Annotated in this window: 17 protein-coding genes and 4 tRNA genes; all 21 read right to left on the reverse strand. The window is 35.2% G+C overall.

Annotated elements, in window-relative coordinates:
• Position 1: 1 nt before the first annotated feature.
• Positions 2-481 (reverse strand): 23S rRNA (pseudouridine(1915)-N(3))-methyltransferase RlmH, encoded by a 480-nt coding sequence (gene rlmH / locus NKG37_RS06140; RefSeq protein ID WP_169189578.1) that lies wholly within the window; start codon positions 479-481, stop codon positions 2-4.
• 80 nt (positions 482-561) lie between these two features.
• On the reverse strand, positions 562-723 hold the full coding sequence (locus tag NKG37_RS06145; protein ID WP_254415986.1) for a CxxH/CxxC protein: 162 nt from the start codon (positions 721-723) through the stop codon (positions 562-564).
• Positions 724-1,029: 306 nt separating this feature from the next.
• A complete protein-coding gene (locus NKG37_RS06150; protein ID WP_254415987.1) occupies positions 1,030-2,241 on the reverse strand; it encodes a S1C family serine protease in 1,212 nt (403 codons plus the stop codon).
• Positions 2,242-2,437: 196 nt separating this feature from the next.
• The gene (locus NKG37_RS06155; RefSeq protein WP_016201497.1) at positions 2,438-3,226 is read right to left on the reverse strand and encodes an MBL fold metallo-hydrolase; all 789 of its coding nucleotides are present in this window, start codon (positions 3,224-3,226) and stop codon (positions 2,438-2,440) included.
• Positions 3,227-3,232: 6 nt separating this feature from the next.
• Positions 3,233-4,033: a two-component system regulatory protein YycI gene (locus tag NKG37_RS06160; protein ID WP_101729001.1), complete on the reverse strand. Its 801-nt coding sequence runs from the start codon at positions 4,031-4,033 to the stop codon at positions 3,233-3,235.
• Positions 4,020-5,333: a YycH family regulatory protein gene (yycH, locus tag NKG37_RS06165; RefSeq protein WP_254415988.1), complete on the reverse strand. Its 1,314-nt coding sequence runs from the start codon at positions 5,331-5,333 to the stop codon at positions 4,020-4,022. Before yycH ends, NKG37_RS06160 begins: the two co-directional genes overlap by 14 nt.
• Positions 5,330-7,159, reverse strand: a complete 1,830-nt coding sequence (gene walK / locus NKG37_RS06170; protein WP_254415989.1) for a cell wall metabolism sensor histidine kinase WalK — start codon at positions 7,157-7,159, stop codon at positions 5,330-5,332. The genes yycH and walK overlap by 4 nt, the downstream gene beginning before the upstream one ends.
• Positions 7,160-7,167: 8 nt before the next feature.
• Complete coding sequence (gene yycF, locus NKG37_RS06175) at positions 7,168-7,878, reverse strand: response regulator YycF (protein WP_016201493.1); 711 nt, start codon at positions 7,876-7,878, stop codon at positions 7,168-7,170.
• A 128-nt stretch (positions 7,879-8,006) separates the two neighbouring features.
• Positions 8,007-8,159: a hypothetical protein gene (locus NKG37_RS06180; protein WP_254415990.1), complete on the reverse strand. Its 153-nt coding sequence runs from the start codon at positions 8,157-8,159 to the stop codon at positions 8,007-8,009.
• Between the two features lie 549 nt (positions 8,160-8,708).
• Positions 8,709-8,781: transfer RNA gene (locus NKG37_RS06185), tRNA-Phe, on the reverse strand.
• 124 nt (positions 8,782-8,905) lie between these two features.
• Positions 8,906-8,982, reverse strand: a tRNA-Asp gene (locus NKG37_RS06190).
• Positions 8,983-9,017: 35 nt separating this feature from the next.
• A tRNA-Glu gene (locus tag NKG37_RS06195) sits at positions 9,018-9,089 on the reverse strand.
• 17 nt (positions 9,090-9,106) lie between these two features.
• Positions 9,107-9,182: transfer RNA gene (locus tag NKG37_RS06200), tRNA-Lys, on the reverse strand.
• 347 nt (positions 9,183-9,529) lie between these two features.
• On the reverse strand, positions 9,530-10,822 hold the full coding sequence (locus NKG37_RS06205; RefSeq protein ID WP_016201492.1) for an adenylosuccinate synthase: 1,293 nt from the start codon (positions 10,820-10,822) through the stop codon (positions 9,530-9,532).
• Positions 10,823-11,074: 252 nt separating this feature from the next.
• Positions 11,075-12,439, reverse strand: a complete 1,365-nt coding sequence (gene dnaB / locus NKG37_RS06210; RefSeq protein WP_016201491.1) for a replicative DNA helicase — start codon at positions 12,437-12,439, stop codon at positions 11,075-11,077.
• Between the two features lie 246 nt (positions 12,440-12,685).
• Positions 12,686-13,135, reverse strand: a complete 450-nt coding sequence (rplI, locus tag NKG37_RS06215) for a 50S ribosomal protein L9 (protein WP_101729004.1) — start codon at positions 13,133-13,135, stop codon at positions 12,686-12,688.
• Entirely contained in the window at positions 13,132-15,105 is a 1,974-nt protein-coding gene (locus tag NKG37_RS06220; RefSeq protein ID WP_101729005.1) for a DHH family phosphoesterase, read from the reverse strand. Before NKG37_RS06220 ends, rplI begins: the two co-directional genes overlap by 4 nt.
• 502 nt (positions 15,106-15,607) lie before the next feature.
• Positions 15,608-15,844, reverse strand: a complete 237-nt coding sequence (gene rpsR, locus NKG37_RS06225) for a 30S ribosomal protein S18 (protein ID WP_016201488.1) — start codon at positions 15,842-15,844, stop codon at positions 15,608-15,610.
• Positions 15,845-15,885: 41 nt separating this feature from the next.
• On the reverse strand, positions 15,886-16,404 hold the full coding sequence (ssb, locus tag NKG37_RS06230) for a single-stranded DNA-binding protein (protein WP_016201487.1): 519 nt from the start codon (positions 16,402-16,404) through the stop codon (positions 15,886-15,888).
• 53 nt (positions 16,405-16,457) lie between these two features.
• Positions 16,458-16,748 (reverse strand): 30S ribosomal protein S6, encoded by a 291-nt coding sequence (gene rpsF, locus NKG37_RS06235; RefSeq protein ID WP_016201486.1) that lies wholly within the window; start codon positions 16,746-16,748, stop codon positions 16,458-16,460.
• Between the two features lie 176 nt (positions 16,749-16,924).
• The gene (locus NKG37_RS06240) at positions 16,925-18,076 is read right to left on the reverse strand and encodes a glycosyltransferase family 4 protein (RefSeq protein WP_169189582.1); all 1,152 of its coding nucleotides are present in this window, start codon (positions 18,074-18,076) and stop codon (positions 16,925-16,927) included.
• Positions 18,077-18,189 lie beyond the last annotated feature (113 nt).

Below are 18,189 nucleotides of genomic sequence, written 5' to 3' on the forward strand. Positions count from 1 at the left end.
TCTATTTATGATACGGTTCACCCCGATTAATCCGAAACGCCCGATAAACCTGCTCCACCAAAATCAACCGCATCAACTGATGGGGAAATGTCATCTTACTAAACGAAAGCTTATCATCCGCTCGCTTCAATACCTCATCACTAAGACCCAACGATCCACCAATAATAAAAGTAACCTTACTCTTCCCATATGTACCTAATTTATCTATTGTATCTGCTAATTCCTCTGAAGATTTTTGCTTACCTTCTATAGCTAGTGCAATAACATGTGCATCAGTTGGAACTTTGGCGAGGATTCGTTCGCCTTCTTTTTTCTTCACTTGCAGCATCTCTGCTTCGCTTAAAACTTCTGGTGCTTTTTCGTCTGGCACCTCGATAATTTCTATTTTAGAATAGCTTGAAAGCCTTTTTGTATATTCTTCGATTCCAAGCTTTAAATATTTTTCTTTTAATTTTCCAACTGTAACAATTGAGATATTCACACGCTTTCCTCACTTTACAAACAAGATATCCACAGAACTTATCCACATATCCACATTTTTAATCCACATATAGTATGGAATCACTTGTTCGCCACCATATATATGGCGTTATTTTTACAATATTCACAGGTTATTGATAACTTTTCTTCCTCTGAAATTTGTTCCAAAATCGGAAATGTTTCATACTCATTTACAACGGAATCTATTGCTATATCAACGTGTTCAGCACAACTATAAATCATTTTTTCTTCTCCTTTTGCCTCTTGCTATTTTCATTTTTCTAAAAATAATTGTGGATAATATTTTTCCTTGACTTGATTTTTAGTTATCCACACTCCATCTTAACATTCTACCCAAAAACTGCAACCACTCTAACGAAATTCATCTGCTTTTTCCTATAAAGCCTTATCCATAAGCACTTCATTATTTTCTGAAAAAATTTTTTCATCGAGTACATTCTATTTAGCTATAGTATCCCCGTCTAAAAAATTCGTACACAAAAAAAGTAGAGCGGCACTAAAAAAAATGCTTCGCTCTACTTCTTCCTATTACATTTGATCTTCCGATAACGTAAGCTCTGTTGTTTCTAGCTTTCCGTTTCGATAATATTTCACATCCATCTTATCGCCGATTTTCTTTTCTGTATATAAATGCTTTCTTAAAGCAATTAAATCGACTATTTCTTCTCCATCTAATTCCACAATAACATCTAGCTCTTTTAATCCTGCTTTTTGCGCTGGAGAGTTTGGTGCAACATCTTTTATCGCTACACCTGTCGTTACATCATTCGGTAACTTTAATGCTTCTTGCTGATAATAGCCTGGAATATCAATTACCGATTGTAGCTCTACCCCCATATATGGACGTTGCACTTCACCATGCTGCTCTAAGTCCTCAATAATCGGAATCGCTGAATTAATGGGAATTGCAAGTCCAATTCCCTCTACAGCAGATTCAGCAATCTTCATGCTGTTAATGCCAATAAGCTGTCCTTCAATATTAACAAGGGCACCACCGCTATTTCCAGGATTAATTGCTGCATCGGTTTGAATAACTTCCGATTGCCAATCAGGTGTCCCATCTTCATTTATATCTACAGGGATGGTTCTCTGTAATCCAGATATAATCCCTTGTGTCACAGATCCTGAAAATGTTAGGCCTAGAGGGTTTCCAATTGCAATGACTGGCTCACCTGCTTTTAACGTATCCGAGTTCCCAAACTCGGCAACTTTGGTGATTTCACTTGCGTCTACTTCCACTACTGCTAAATCGGTCCAAATATCAGCACCAATTAGCTCAGCACTGATCTTCTTGCCATTTGATAACGTGACCTCAAGCTCTGTTGCCCCTTGTACCACGTGGTTATTTGTAACAATATATGCTTTCCCGCCACTTTTCTTATATATAACGCCAGAACCTGTACCAGTTTCTTCTGCGGTCGTTTCGTCGGCCCAGAAATTAGAGGACTGTAGATTAGTAATACCGACAACCGAATCTGCAGCTTTATCCACTGCCTTCGTTACATCTGTTTCCACGTTCAACGAAACATTCTGTGTTTTTATCCCCTCAGAATTACTTACCAAACTTCCTGTATCCTCATTACCCGGAAAAATTGCTAAATCCATCAAACGTGGACTTAGTAATAATACCAGTACTGCACCAATAATCGCACCAATAAATCCAGAGAAGAAATATCCCTTTCTTGAGCCTCTCTTTGGTCCATCTCCCCGATTACCATAATCATATTCCACAAGCTTCATTCCTTTCCGAAAACATTTTTCTAAAATAATTCCTAACCTATATCCTTATTATTTTTCCTTTTTTTCAAAAAAACAAACGAAAAACTTAAATAAGTTTCTCCATATAATATATAATGCCCAAAAGCATTCCTGACATACTTTCAGTTCTTCCCAGTAAAAAAAGCGAATAACTAAATATCCGCTTTTTTTCTTCCTTTTATATCGCCATTAATTTTGTCGGTATTCTTGGATCGGTATCAAATAAATGAACCTGTTCACCCAAACCAACTCCACGACTTTCTAACGTCTGCCCAACCGACATCCTCGCTAAGTCCTTCATATTATTATCTAAGCTCAAATGAGCGAGATAGATATGCTTTGTGCGATCCCCAATAACTTCGCTCATTGCGATCGCCGCATCCTCATTACAGACATGCCCTACATCACTTAAAATACGTCTTTTAATATTCCATGGATACTTACCCATCCGGAGCATCTGCACATCATGATTGCTTTCAAACACATACGAATCTGCATTGGAAATAATCCCTTTCATGCGATCACTTACATAACCGGTATCTGTGATAAGAACGAGCTTTTTTCCACCTTCATGGAAAACATAAAACATTGGCTCTGCTGCATCATGAGATACACCAAAGGATTCAATCGATAAATCACCAAATGTCTTTACTGTTTCCATATCAAAATGAAATTTCTGTTCGATCGGAATTTCTCCAATTAAAGGATCCATTGCTTTCCATGTTTTTTCATTCGCATAGATAGGTAATTTATATTTTCTTGCTACAATCCCTACCCCTTTTATATGGTCACTATGCTCATGTGTCACTAATATGCCTGTTAAATCACTCATTTTTCGTTCAATGCCCTGAAATAAGCCTTCCATTTGCTTTCCGCTTAATCCTGCATCGACTAAAAAGGAATGTTCTCCTGATTCAACAAAAATGGCATTTCCAGTACTGCCACTTGCGAGAACACTAAAACGCATTTTCTCTCACTCCACTTTCATTTCCTCTGTTTCTGGCTGAATAACTTGTCCATCTAGCGCATTCACATAAAAATCTTCTTCATTCACGGTCACTTTCCACGTTGGTGCAAGCAGCTGTGCAGAAGTATCAAGCTGTGTATAATAGCCTAACTCTACAAAACTTACATACGAATTACTTTCGATGAAATTATTTTTAAATAGGTTAAGAATCACCTCTAGGGGCTGGATAATGAGCTCTTCTTCATCCATTTCTTTAATGTTTTCCAAATACGTCTGGTTATAGGAAACAATTTTGTTCTCTTCATTTACATTAAAGGTAAGCTCTGCTTTAGGGTTTCGATACAATGTTTTTCCAGAATGCTGCTGATAATACTTTATGGTATTTCCTTTCTTTTCCCAAAAGTGATACTCTGCACCGTTAAGCACAGAATTAAGAAGGAAATCCGTTAAATCATCTGGACTAAACTCTTCTTTAATACTAATCGGTTCTACTAAAACCGCCTGAAGGTATATACTATCTCTTACTATAATTTCTTGTCCACTTAATAGACCTTTTTCCAGCTTTTTAATCTCATCATCCGTAAATTTCTTCGATTTTGCTGATAAATATTGATCCTTTTGATTATTTACGGGCAGTTTCTCTTTATCGTATTTAATATCTAATCGTGAAAGTGTTTGTGTTGGTGGCTCTGTTGTAGAGTCATCAGCACGCTGGTATTCCTTGATCTTTACGTATTCATAAATTAAATATACGTCTAATAATAAAAAGGCAATAATAAATATGGTCTTTATCTTACTCCAGTCCATCTAAGTTGCCCCCTGTTCCTTCCGAATATAAGGTATACCATTTATGATCATATTGGTAAAACCAGGTTGGCTGTAAAGAAACGATATTTTGCGAATCGACCTGCATATCGTATCCGATCACAATATTCTGGAGTTTTTCTGTCTTCAACTTTTTATTACTTTGAAGATATTGTAAAACCTCTTCTCCTGATGAGACATTCTCTTTCGAAAAATCAAACGGAGTAGTTGTGTTGATAATAACTAAATTACTTGTTAAAAGGCGCTTTGCCTTATTATTTTCCCAGTATAATCGAATATCGGATATTTCCGTTTTTAAATTAAATACAGGCATTCCATTTGTATTATATAAACGAAAAGTGATTTTTCTATCTTCATCTCGACCGACATAGAGATAGTCATTAATCCAGCCACCTCGCTGATTAATCAGCTCGATGCTATTATTAATAATATGATTTTGAGTCATTTCATTCGAAATGCCTGAAGGTTTAAAGAAGCTAACAATATGGGTATCTTTATATATTCGTAATAACCCCGAATCATCTGTATACTCTTCCCAATTCGTTAGAATTTCTTTTTGCGCAATACTTGGATCAGTAAATAACGCTCTCTTCATACGAATAGACTCAATTTGTCGCGTAAAATACTTGTATTTATTTACTTCCTTCTTCCCATTTGGCAAGTAGATTAAATACTGATTATTTGGTTTATAGGAGAAATAAGTGGAATACACTGTTTTTTCCGTATACACATTTTCTTTCAATTTATTAAGCTGTTCTAAATCTTTTGCATGTATCGTTGTTTCATATACTTTCTCTGTTTCTTTAGACAGAAAATAAACAGTTCCATCCTTATAAGAAAACAAAATGGTATCAAAATCAAAGGAATTATCTTGGTCTATGCTTAAAATATCTTTATAAATACGAAAAGGGACTTGTCCCGGAAATCTTATTTCTAAACTATTATCCTGTTCTTCTAAGAAATTGGCTATACCATCAACACTTGAAGTCACATTGCGAAAGTCTGCATATTCAAACTCTTTAAGCTTATTGATAATAGCATCTATTTCGGCCTTTGAAATTGTACCATAATGTATGCCATCGATGTGTTGGTAAATTTCGTCTGGTTTTACTACTTCACTTACTTCCTTTTTATCCCCTAATTTCTCTTGTGCCATAGTCGAGCTACTATTACCAATCGCATCAAATTCTCCAACTTGGTCTGTCCAAAGGAGATAATATAATAACACACTTAATGCAACGAGAAAGACTAATATGCCGCTTTTTACACTTTCATATTTCATCCCCAATCATCCTCTTCAGATTGAATATACGGTAGGGTGAAAGATATTTTTGTTCCTTTTCCTTCCTTACTGGATGCCCAAATTCTTCCCCCATGTGCTTCTACCATTTCTTTTGCGATGGCCAGACCAAGTCCTGTTCCACCAAGCTTACGTGTTCTCGCTTTATCGACACGATAGAAACGATCAAATATTTTATCGATATTTTCTTTTGGAATACCAACACCATTATCGGATACACTTACAATAATTTGCTGCTCCTGCTCCTTTATAGAAAAAGTGATTTTCCCACCTTCAGGAGAATACTTCAGTGCATTAGAAATGATATTATCTAGTACTTGTGTCAATTTATCTTCATCAATTTCCACAAATGCTGCTTTCTTCGGTAATTTTCTTAAAAAGATAACATTTTGTTGTTTTGTCAATTCAAAACGATCGATAATGCGATTATAAAATACGATAAAGTCAACCAGTTCTTTATTTAGCTGATAATCACGGCTATCTAATTTGGAAAGCTGTAATAAATCATTTACAAGGCGTATCATACGCTCTGTTTCATTTTGCGTAACATTCAGGAACTTTGGAGCTAATTCTTCATTTTTCCATGCGCCATCATATAATGCCTCCACATAACTGCGCATCGTCGTTAATGGTGTCCGCAATTCATGGGAAACATTCGCTACAAATTCTTTTCTTTCCATATCAATTTTTTCTTGTTCGGTAATATCATGGAGAACTGTAATTAAACCATTCACAAATCCTGTCTCTTTTTGGATAACGGAAAAATTTGCCCGTAATATATAGGGCTCATAATGGGTACTATAATCCAAAATAACCGATTCTCTTTCCTCTAATAACTCCTCAAATGTATATTTTTCTTTTAGATCAAGAAGATTAATAATCGGCTCAGAAAGTACTGTTTCACGTGAAACATCTAACATCTTTGCAGCTGGTTCATTAATAAGGATAATTCGCCCTCTTCTATCTGTCGCAATGACCCCATCTGTCATATAGGCTAAAACAGAAGAGAGTTTTCTTCTTTCACTTTCTGTTGTTGCCTGTGATTCTTGAAGCTTCTTTGTCAAATTATTAAAAGTGATTGCTAGCTGACCAATTTCATCAAACCCATACACTTTAACCTTTCGAGAGAAATTCCCCTTTGATAAGGCGAAAGCATGCTTTTGCATATCGGATATTGGCTTTGTAATTGTTCTTGCTAATAGCACTCCTAAAATGGCGGTAACAACTAACGTGATAATGGTTCCTTTTTGAAAGATTTGATTAATCTTATCAATTTGTTTATATACATTTTCAATTTTGCCCACTAAATAAATGGCTCCGACTGTTTGATCACCATTTGTTTTTATAGGCGTAATCAACTCATAGATTTTTTCTCCATTTTTCTGCTTGATCGGATTATCTGGTTGTGAAGAATTAGAGAGAACCCGTCTTACCGAAATATCGACCATTTTTTGCCCAACTAAATGTTGATTTTCCGGATCAGAAGTTCCAACTATAATGCCATTACTATCAACAACCCTGATTTCTTTAATATCAGATGAATTATTATCACTTAGAATTCTTTTTATATCATCTTCTAACGTGGCATCGCCCTTTTCCACAACTCTTTCCTTTACAAGCTGCTCTTCTAAATAAATCGATAAAATATTGACTTTTTCTTGAATTGATATTTTAAAACTGTCCAATAGCGTTGTCTGCAATGTCTTTACAAAATAGACGCCGATAATCTGGATAGAAATGAGAATAAGCAAAACAATAACTAATACAAGTTTTAAATGAATGGAACGAAAAAAACTTACTTTTTTCATTAATACATTTACTCCTGCTCAGGATTTCTTAAGTAATAGCCAACGCCTCTTCTTGTTACGATCCAAGTTGGGTGACTAGGATTATCCTCAATTTTCTCTCTTAGCCTTCTTACGGTTACGTCTACTGTGCGTACATCCCCATAATAATCATAACCCCATACAGTCTGAAGCAAGTGCTCTCTTGTCATAACTTGTCCGATATGTTTTGCTAAATAATATAGTAATTCGAACTCACGATGAGTCAGTTCAATCATTTCTCCTCTTTTCGATACGATATAAGCATCTGGATGAATAATGAGTGAACCAACCTCAATTTCATTAGATTCTTTCTCTTCTTCTGCAGCAGAAGAAACTTGCTGATGTCGTCTAAGATTTGCCTTTACACGTGCAATCAGTTCTCTCGTGCTAAAAGGCTTTGTTACGTAATCATCTGCTCCTAATTCTAAGCCTAATACCTTATCTATCTCTGAATCCTTAGCCGTTAACATAATGATCGGCATTTCATATTTCTTTCTGACTTCACGGCATACTTCCATTCCATCTCTTTGCGGCAACATGATATCTAGCAATACTAAATCTGGCTGAATCTCTTCCACCTTTTCCAAAGCCTCATTGCCATCATAAGCACAATAAACCTCAAAGCCCTCTTTCTTTAAATTAAACTGCAAAATATCAGCAATTGGTTTTTCATCATCTACAACTAAAATCTTTTTATTCATTCAGTTAATCTCCTTATATCAAGTTTATCTATCGTCATATATCATACTTTTATTGTTTACTTCTACTGTCTACTTTACCATTTTAAATTTATATAATCACTTTTTTTCTATTATAAGCTTATTCCCCATTAACAAGCAGTCAAAATATCCTTTAAAGATGAATTAAATAGTCTCGGGTCTAAATCAGAGTCTTTCATAATTATCCCCTTCCCATCTAAAACTGCTCCAAATAAAAAAGACAGTGAAGCTTTTCTATTAGCCCACTGAATCATTCCTTCCATACTGGATTATAAACCCTCTTAGGGAGGATTGTTATTTTTAATTATTATCTATCCGCTGTGAGGCATACTAGGCTGCTATATATGTCTTCTTTCCTATCGCAAACTATTGGATAGCCCTTTATTTTATTATAGGAAAAAATAAAGCGGTAGATAGCCATTTTTTTGAAACCTTTTATGCTAGACAATCGTCTATATAGATGAGTTTCATTTTCCCTTAATTTTGGCAAGGCTATCCTTCTGCAAAGAATGGATTACCTTGTCCTTTTTTTATCTATAATAGGCCTCTACTTACTCTATCTTCTTAAAAGTTAAATAGGCTCTTCTATTTCTACTTATTCACATAACTCATAAGGAAGAAGACATATACATTTACTTTAACATACATATACAAGGAAAGACGATTTGCTATTATATTGTAATAAAATTGTTGCTTAATTTTCATGTTTAGTGGAATTTTGTTATAGAAGCGATTCTATAGAAGGTTATTTACAGGGAAATAATAGGGCATAAAAAAAACAACGATTATTTCGTTGTGATGAAAAATTAAGGTGGCTCAGGACGGAATCGAACCGCCGACACAAGGATTTTCAGTCCTTTGCTCTACCGACTGAGCTACTGAGCCAAACTATTGTGACAAATGCTTACTAGCTCTAATTACTTAAGCAAAAGTCGAATTTCTTACTTGTCTTCGATATGTATTAGATAAAAAATATATATTAAATATGCAAATGCATAGGAAGAAAAAATGGCGGTCCGGACGGGACTCGAACCCGCGACCTCCTGCGTGACAGGCAGGCATTCTAACCAACTGAACTACCGGACCATTTTATACTATGAAATATCTTTACTAAGATATTATGACCCATACGGGATTCGAACCCGTGTTACCGCCGTGAAAGGGCGGTGTCTTAACCGCTTGACCAATGGGCCGTGATTGATATCTATAATGGTGAGCCATGGAGGATTCGAACCTCCGACCCTCTGATTAAAAGTCAGATGCTCTACCGACTGAGCTAATGGCTCATATAAGATGAGCTGTCTCGTTTGTTTTTGTCATTTGCGACGCTTTTTATATTATCATATTAACAAAATAAAAAGCAATACTTTTTTTAAAAGTTTTTTAAAAAATTTTTTTTATTTTGTCTTTAACTACTTTTCCTTTTAAAATGACTATTTTTACATACTTTTTTCTTATAAAGTAGTTCGTGCCATTACGCTCTCGATTTTAAATAAACTAAAAATCATACGAAATTATTTAAAATTTAATAATACCCAGTTACCTCTTTTTCAAACGAAAATCTCAAGGTTCTTACATAATCAAATATCTGCTTAATTAAAGGCCGTTCTAAGAACGGCCTTTATTATGATGATTAGTTTTGTCTCCATGGGCTGTGTACAACATTTGTTTGTGTACGGTCTGGACCTACAGAGAAAATAGACAATGGAATACCTGTCAACTGTGCAACTCTTTCTAAATAATGACGTGCATTAGCAGGAAGCTCACTTAGTGTTTTACAGCCAGTAATATCTTCTGTCCAGCCTGGTAGCTCTTCATATACTGGTTCACATTCTGCAAGTACTTTAAGGCTTGCTGGGAACTCCTCCATCACTTCACCTTTATATTTATAAGCAACACAAATTTTTAATGTTTCAATTCCTGTTAAAACATCAATAGAATTTAAAGAAAGATCTGTAATACCGCTAACACGACGAGCATGGCGAACAACTACACTGTCAAACCACCCAACACGACGTGGTCTACCAGTAGTTGTTCCATATTCACGACCAACTTCTCTAATTTGATGTCCAATATCATTATTTAATTCTGTTGGGAAAGGACCGTCACCAACTCTTGTTGTATACGCCTTTGATACACCAACTACATGTTTAATTTTCGTTGGACCTACACCAGAACCAATTGTTACGCCTCCAGCGACTGGGTTAGAAGAAGTAACAAACGGATAAGTACCTTGGTCAATATCAAGCATTACCCCTTGAGCACCTTCAAAAAGAACTCTGCGACCTTCATCTAAAGCATCATTTAGAACAACAGAAGTGTCACAAACATATTTCTTAATTTGTTGCCCATACTCATAATACTCATTTAAAATATCTTCTAATTTAAAGCCTTCCGTTTCATAAATACGCTCTAATAGACGATTTTTTTCAACTAAGTTTCTTGCAAGTTTTTCTTCAAATACTTCTCTATCTAATAAATCAGCAATACGGATACCAATACGTGCAGCTTTATCCATATAAGCTGGCCCAATTCCTTTTTTCGTTGTACCAATTTTATTAGCACCTTTGCTTTCTTCCTCTACTTCATCTAATTTTAAATGATATGGAAGAATGACATGGGCACGATTACTAATTCTTAAGTTATCTGTATTGACATTACGATCATGTAAGTATTTTAATTCTTCAATGATTGCCTTTGGATCAACAACCATTCCGTTTCCAACAACACTAATTTTTTCTTTATAAAATATCCCAGATGGAATTAAGTGTAATTTATATGTTTCGCCATTAAACTTAATTGTGTGACCTGCATTGTTACCACCCTGGTAACGTGCAATCACTTCTGCATTTTCAGATAGGAAATCGGTAATCTTACCTTTTCCTTCGTCTCCCCATTGCGTTCCTACCACCACTACTGATGACATATCCTAGAGCACCTCCACAGGTTTCTATATCTTTTTATTATATCCTTAATCAAACATTCCTATTTTACCAACTTTTTAACATAAAAGTCAATCAAACACGAACAATCTTTTTATTTAATTAATGTTATGTTCGTAAAATTAGATAGATTATTTGACCTAAATTAGTAGTATTTACTTTTACTAACGCTTTTTATCCATCTAAAAATAGCATAAAAAAAGATTAGTAGTTTGAAATCTACTAATCTTTTTTTGCTATGCTCCAGTTGGCATCGCTCCATCTTCAAAACGCCGTTCTAGGTTTACGAATTTATTGTATTCCTTTACAAAGGCTAGCTGTACAGTTCCAGTTGGACCGTTACGCTGTTTAGCAATAATGATTTCGATAATATTCTTACTTTCTGATTCCTTATCATAGTAGTCATCACGGTATAAGAAGGCTACAATATCTGCATCCTGCTCAATACTTCCTGATTCCCTGATATCGGACATCATCGGGCGCTTATCTTGTCTTTGTTCTACACCACGTGAGAGCTGTGACAAGGCAATTACAGGTACTTGAAGCTCACGAGCAAGCTGTTTTAAAGAACGAGAAATTTCCGATACCTCTTGCTGTCTATTTTCACCTGCTCGTCCACTTCCCAAGATTAGCTGTAGGTAATCAATTAATATCATTCCTAAGCCATGTTCCTGTTTTAAACGGCGGCATTTCGCTCTTATATCGGTAATCTTTACCCCTGGTGTATCATCAATGAAAATACCAGCATTGGATAAGCTTCCCATTGCCATTGTAAGCTTGCCCCAGTCCTCGTCTGTCAATGATCCAGTACGTAAACGCTGGGCATCTATATTCCCTTCTGCGCAAAGCATACGCATTACAAGCTGCTCTGCCCCCATCTCCAAACTAAAAATCGCTACATTTTCGCCTGTTTTTACAGCAACATTCTGAGCGATATTTAAGGCAAAGGCTGTTTTACCAACCGATGGTCTTGCTCCAACAATAATTAAGTCATTTCGCTGAAATCCAGCTGTCATTTTATCAAGTTCAGCAAATCCTGTTGCTATCCCGGTTATATCGCCTTTGCGATTATGCATTTCTTCAATATTATCATATGTCCGAACAAGAACATCTTTAATATTATGAAATGCTCCAGCATTTTTCCGTTGCGCTACTTCTAAAATATTCTTTTCTGCTTCACTTAATAAAGCTTCTACTTCATCTTCACGTGAATATCCATCCTGTGCGATGTTTGTTGCTGTTCGAATCAATCGGCGAAGCAAAGACTTTTCTTCTACGATCTTTGCATAGTACTCTATATTGGCAGCGGTCGGCACAGAAGCCGCTAGTTCACTTAAATAGCTAACTCCGCCCGTATCCTCTAAGTTATTAGTTGTGGCTAATTCGGATGTTACTGTAATTAAATCGACTGCTTTTCCTTCATCACTTAATTTAAGCATTGTCGAATAGATTCTTTGATGTGCACCTCTATAAAAATCTTCTGGTATCAGAATTTCAGAAGCTAATGTTAAGCTTTGTGGTTCAAGAAATATAGCCCCTAATACAGCTTGTTCTGCCTCAATATTTTGAGGGGGCATTCGATCATTTAAGATTTCGGTCAATCTATAAAACCTCCTTAAAATGAGAGGATATGATTAATAACATAGCCTAGGTTAAAAAAGCAACAATCTATGCAAAAAGTCCTTCCATTTGAAGAAAGGTGTTTTCGTATCAGCTGTGCCTTTTCTCTTTTTTCTAGTTTCCTATTAAAAACAGTCAAACAAAAAATGTGACCAGTTAAACCTGCATCACATTTTCTTAAGCTTATTCTATTTTAACATGTTTAGCGCTAAATGGAACTTCCAATATTAGCTTAATTCTTTCACATGTACATTTAATGTTGCTGACACTTCATGGTGAAGCTTCACTGGAACCTTTGTAACTCCTAGTGAACGAATTGCATCATTTAACTCAATTTTTCTTTTATCAATTTTGATTTGATGTTTTTTGTTTAATTCATCTGCAATTTGCTTGCTTGTAATCGATCCAAACAATCTGCCGCCCTCACCAGATTTTGCATGCAGTTCAACAGTTACTTTTTCTAGTTTTTCTTTTAATTCTTTTGCTTGATTTAGCTCTTCAATTGCTTGTTTCTCTTCTTTTTTCTTTTGAGCATTCAACGTGCTAACCGCTGAAGCATTAGCTTCTACAGCTAAGCCTTGTTTTAAAAGAAAGTTATGTGCATAACCATCAGCAACGTTTTTAACTTCTCCTTTTTTTCCTTTACCTTTTACATCTTTTAGAAAAATTACTTTCATTCTTTTCTTCTCCCTTCAAAATACTCATCAATTGCTAATTTTAGCCTTGCCTCTACTTCTTCCATTGGCATATTTGAAAGCTGTGTAGCTGCATTTGTTAAATGGCCACCACCATGTAGACTTTCCATAATAATTTGAACATTAATTTCTCCTAAAGAACGAGCACTTATCCCAATCATCGTTTCCCCTCTAGGCGCTATTACAAAGGAGGCAATAATACCATCCATTGTTAATAGAGTGTCAGCCGTCTGTGCAATTAACACGCCATCGACAGCTTCTTCTTCCTTCGCTATGGCTATTGCAATTCCTTCTTTATAGAATTGCACATTTTCGATAATTTTCGCTCTTTTAACATAGTTTTCAATGTCTTCTTTTAGGAATTTTTGTACAAGTACTGTATCTGCGCCCTGTCCTCGCAAATAAGAAGCTGCATCGAATGTCCGTGCTCCTGTTCTAAGAGTAAAGCTTTTCGTATCAACAATGATCCCAGCTAAAAGGGCCGTTGCTTCCAACATTTCAATTTTAACACTTTTCGGCTGATATTCTAGTAATTCTGTAACAAGTTCTGCCGTTGAAGAAGCATATGGTTCCATATAGACAAGCAGCGGATTTTCAATAAATTCCTCACCACGACGGTGATGGTCAATTACTACTACATCTTCTATTTTATTTAATAAGTGCTCTTCAATCACTAAAGAAGGCTTATGTGTGTCTACCACTACTAGTAAAGTATCGCCAGTTGCTATTTCTAAAGCTTGATCAGGCGTGATAAACTTTGTAAACAGAGACTCTTGCCTTTTAATTTCTTCCATCAATCTTCTAACAGCTGTATCTATTTCTTGAAAGTTTATTACTATATATGCTTCCTTTTGATTCATCTGAGCTACTTTATGTATCCCAATTGCTGCACCAATTGCATCCATATCAGGATTCTTATGCCCCATTATGATAACTTTATCACTTTCTAACACTAATTCCTTTAAAGCATGGGAAATGACCCTTGCTCTTACTCTTGTTCGCTTTTCTACGGGATTAGTTTTGCCTCCATAAAACTTTACTTTACCATTCGGTTGCTTAATCGCAACCTGATCTCCGCCTCTTCCTAAGGCTAAATCAAGACTAGATTGAGCAATATTCCCTAGTTCTGGTAAAGAGGAAACACCAGCTCCAACTCCAATACTTAGTGTTAAAGGAACATTCTGTTTTGTAGTTAATTCTCGAACATCGTCTAGTATGGTGAATTTCCCTTTTTCCAAGCTTTGTAGAATATGTTCATTAAAAATAGCAATGAACCGATCAGAAGAAATCCGTTTTAATAAGACGCCATTATCTGTAGCCCATTTATTTAAAATTGCTGTAACACTATTATTAATGCTACTTCTTGCTTGATCATCCATACCTTGTGTTAAATCATCATAATTGTCTAAAAAGATAATTGCAATGGCAGTACGTTCATCTTCATAAAGCTTCTCGATCTCTGTTTGTTCTGTAACATCAAAAAAGTATAATAAGCGCTCTTCCACTTTATGAATAACACGGAACTTTCTTTCATGCAATGTAATGATTTCCGTTTCTACTTCTTGCTTAATTAAAGGAATAATCGATGGAGAAACATCATACAAAGATCTTCCTACAAGTGTATCCTCTGTAAAACAAGATGCTAAAAAGGGATTTGTCCATTCAATATAATAATCATCATTTATAAGCATAATTCCTATTGGCATTTCCATTAATGCCTCTTCCCCCACTTTTTTAACGCGGTAAGAGAGAGTGGTTATATACTCTTCTGTTTCCTTTTTTTGACGACTATCCATTCGTAAAATAAAATAAAAAGGAATTGCAAAAAGGAATAACCCAATTAAGGAAAATACCCAGTTATAAAAAGAGAGGATTCCAAGCATGATAGTGGTAATACCTATTAAGCATATTAATGGATACCGTATGGACCCTTTCTCTAAAAAAGTAGGCAATTTTTCTCCTCCTAAAACTCGTGAGATTTTCAAATAATCCTTACTATGTATTCATTAAACCTGATAATATTATACCCCATAAAACTAAATTAAAATATAAAAAGGTCTATCCCCCTATCTGTTACTTAAAATAAGAGATGAAATACATTTCAATTTTCAATTTTTTTATTCGCAAACTTCTGTAACCTTAGAACATTCGCTTTCTAAAACTTGATTGGCCTTTTACCCATTTTTCGAAATAGTTTTTATGAGGAAGGGGTTTACACCCTTAACTAGTATTTTACTACCATTCCTTCTCTTCTTCAATGAAGTTAATTAGAAGAAATAAGAGGAGTAGGAAGAAAAACATTTATGTTTATAGAAAAGAAGAAACTTCACATAATCCTTAGATGATACAAATAAGGGAGTGATATAGAAATAGTACATATATAGACTATTTCCCCTTTAATATAATACAAAAACCCTATTAAACAAAAGTCTAATAGGGTTTTTTATAGGCTAATTATTCTCCACTTACGTATGGTAGTAAAGCCATAGTACGTGCACGTTTAATAGCAATCGTTAATTTACGTTGGTATTTAGCGCTTGTACCAGTTACACGACGAGGTAAAATTTTACCGCGTTCTGAGATGAATTTTTTAAGTAAGTCTACATCTTTATAATCGATGTTAGTGATACCGTTAGCTGTAAAGTAACATACTTTACGACGCTTAGCACGGCCACCTCTGCGTCCACCCATTGCCATGAGATTAACCTCCTTTTTATTATCAAAACTAGTTTTTAGAATGGTAAATCGTCATCTGAAATATCGATTTGTCCGCTATTTGCAAATGGATCTTCATCCACTCTTGTATAATCTTGATTGTTTCTATTTGTTTGAGGTCGCTGATTCTGATAATTATTTGATCCTCCAAAAGGATTATCTTGTTCTCTTGGTGCCCCATAATTCATGTTGTCACTTCTATTATTACCAGAGCTGTTTCTAGGTTCTAAGAACTGAACACTTTCTGCTAATACTTCTGTTACATACACGCGTTTTCCGTCTTGTCCATCATAGCTACGAGTTTGAATACGACCATCAACACCTGCTAAACTTCCTTTTTTCAAGAAATTAGCTACGTTTTCTGCTGGTTTTCTCCAAATAACACAGTTAATAAAGTCCGCTTCTCTTTCTCCTTGCTGGTTTGTAAACGTACGGTTTACTGCAAGTGTGAAAGATGCAACAGCAACTCCACTCGGTGTATAACGTAGATCTGGATCCTTCGTTAGACGGCCAACAAGAACTACCCGATTCATCATCAGTTTCAACTCCCTTCCATTTTAAATGTTTCACGTGAAACACTATTTATATATTATTTTGCTTCTTCTTTAACTACGATGTGGCGAATGATATCTTCGTTGATCTTAGCTAAACGAGAGAATTCTTCAACCGCTACAGGTGCAGCGTTAATTTTTACTAATTGATAGTAACCATCGCGGAAATCATTGATTTCATATGCAAGACGACGTTTACCCCACTCTTTTGCTTCTGCTAATTCCGCTCCATTATCTGTAAGGATAGCGTTGAAACGCTCAACAAGAGCTTTCTTAGCCTCATCTTCAATATTTGGACGGATGATGTACATAATTTCGTACTTTTTCATCACTTTCACCTCCTTTTGGTCTAGACGGCCCATTATTGGGCAAGGAGCAATTATACATTACTCACAATGTAAAAGTATAGCATACTTCATAATAAATAGCAATGTACTAAAAATAGTCACTTCTTATTTATTTTGCATATTCCTGTAAACTATCTAAGGTATGAGTATACTTACTTTTAAGCATACTTTTCATTTAGCTTCTGACGAGAATATATCACTTCATAGTAATCGCTTAATAGTCCTTCAAAAATAGTATCCCATGATTGCGTTAACGCATAATTTCTAGCTTCTATCCCCATCCGTAATCGCATCGTTTCATCCGCTAATAATTTACTAATTGCTTGAACAAAGCTCTCAGCATTTTGCTTTTCGCATATTTTTCCATTTACCATATTAATGACAAAATCTTTTACACCACCGGCATTGGAAACAATCGCTGGCGTTCCGCTAGACATAGCTTCTAACACGACATTGCCGAAAGTTTCTGTATAAGATGGGAAAACAAAAAGGTCTGCTCCTGCATATATCATTGCCAATTCTTTCCCCTTTATATAACCGGTCAAGGTAATGTTTTTTTGTTCTTGTTCCTTTTCTCTCCAAGCCTCCTTATTTGGCCCATCCCCCACTATTAACCAATGGACCGAATTATTTATATTAGAGGTCCTATTAATGATCTTATTTAATGTTTCTAGGTCTTTCTCTGGAGCTAATCTACCTACATACAATAAAATATGTTTTTCTTTGATTCGGTATTTTTTCTTAATTTGTTCATTAGCTTCTGTATTAGGCTTAAATAACTTGGAATCAATTCCCCTTCCCCAAACTTTTAAGTCACTAAAATGTAACGACTCCAATTTTCTTTGTGTGTCTTTGCTTGGAACAAATATTTTTTCGGTTGATTGGTGGAACCATTTTAAATATTTCCATAAAAATGGCTCTAACAAGGAGGCATGGTAATATTTAAGATATTGATCAAAATTAGTATGGTAAGATGATACAACAGGGATATCTAACTTTTTGGCAGCAAACATCCCATATAATCCCATCATATATGGTGTTGCTAGATGGATAAGATCTGGTTTAAACTGCTTTAAATTTTTTTCTATTTTCTTAGGATTAGCTATTACAGTTCGACACTCCGGATAAAGAAAAAATGGAAGACTCGGAAATTGGTTGATATTAGGATATGTAGAAGAAGTTTTGTTTTCTGGAGAATATACTTGATAGGATATTTGCTTTTTTTCCAAATGATTAGTTAGTCTCTTTAATGTTTGGGCAACACCATTCACTTGAGGAAAATAAGTGTCTGAAAAAATCGCGATTTTCAAAAACTTCACTCCCTTTTATCATGCTGTTTTAAGTTAATTTAATTTTACCACTACAATACTTGGGGAATTTTAAATAAATGTAAAAAGAATGTACATTTATTTCTTTCCACTCC

This window comes from Niallia sp. RD1 (genome assembly GCF_024219955.1).
In the GTDB taxonomy this organism is placed as follows: domain Bacteria; phylum Bacillota; class Bacilli; order Bacillales; family Cytobacillaceae; genus Niallia; species Niallia alba.

What these genes read in the sequence shown, in the direction of transcription:
- ssb (WP_016201487.1), bottom strand. Translation starts at nt 16,404, where the DNA reads ATGATGAATCGGGTAGTTCTTGTTGGCCGTCTAACGAAGGATCCAGAT.
- NKG37_RS06160 (WP_101729001.1), bottom strand. Translation starts at nt 4,033, where the DNA reads ATGGACTGGAGTAAGATAAAGACCATATTTATTATTGCCTTTTTATTA.
- NKG37_RS06150 (WP_254415987.1), bottom strand. Translation starts at nt 2,241, where the DNA reads ATGAAGCTTGTGGAATATGATTATGGTAATCGGGGAGATGGACCAAAG.
- rpsF (WP_016201486.1), bottom strand. Translation starts at nt 16,748, where the DNA reads ATGAAAAAGTACGAAATTATGTACATCATCCGTCCAAATATTGAAGAT.
- NKG37_RS06155 (WP_016201497.1), bottom strand. Translation starts at nt 3,226, where the DNA reads ATGCGTTTTAGTGTTCTCGCAAGTGGCAGTACTGGAAATGCCATTTTT.
- NKG37_RS06180 (WP_254415990.1), bottom strand. Translation starts at nt 8,159, where the DNA reads ATGGAAGGAATGATTCAGTGGGCTAATAGAAAAGCTTCACTGTCTTTT.
- rpsR (WP_016201488.1), bottom strand. Translation starts at nt 15,844, where the DNA reads ATGGGTGGACGCAGAGGTGGCCGTGCTAAGCGTCGTAAAGTATGTTAC.
- NKG37_RS06145 (WP_254415986.1), bottom strand. Translation starts at nt 723, where the DNA reads ATGATTTATAGTTGTGCTGAACACGTTGATATAGCAATAGATTCCGTT.
- yycH (WP_254415988.1), bottom strand. Translation starts at nt 5,333, where the DNA reads ATGAAATATGAAAGTGTAAAAAGCGGCATATTAGTCTTTCTCGTTGCA.
- rplI (WP_101729004.1), bottom strand. Translation starts at nt 13,135, where the DNA reads ATGAAAGTAATTTTTCTAAAAGATGTAAAAGGTAAAGGAAAAAAAGGA.
- yycF (WP_016201493.1), bottom strand. Translation starts at nt 7,878, where the DNA reads ATGAATAAAAAGATTTTAGTTGTAGATGATGAAAAACCAATTGCTGAT.
- NKG37_RS06205 (WP_016201492.1), bottom strand. Translation starts at nt 10,822, where the DNA reads ATGTCATCAGTAGTGGTGGTAGGAACGCAATGGGGAGACGAAGGAAAA.
- walK (WP_254415989.1), bottom strand. Translation starts at nt 7,159, where the DNA reads ATGAAAAAAGTAAGTTTTTTTCGTTCCATTCATTTAAAACTTGTATTA.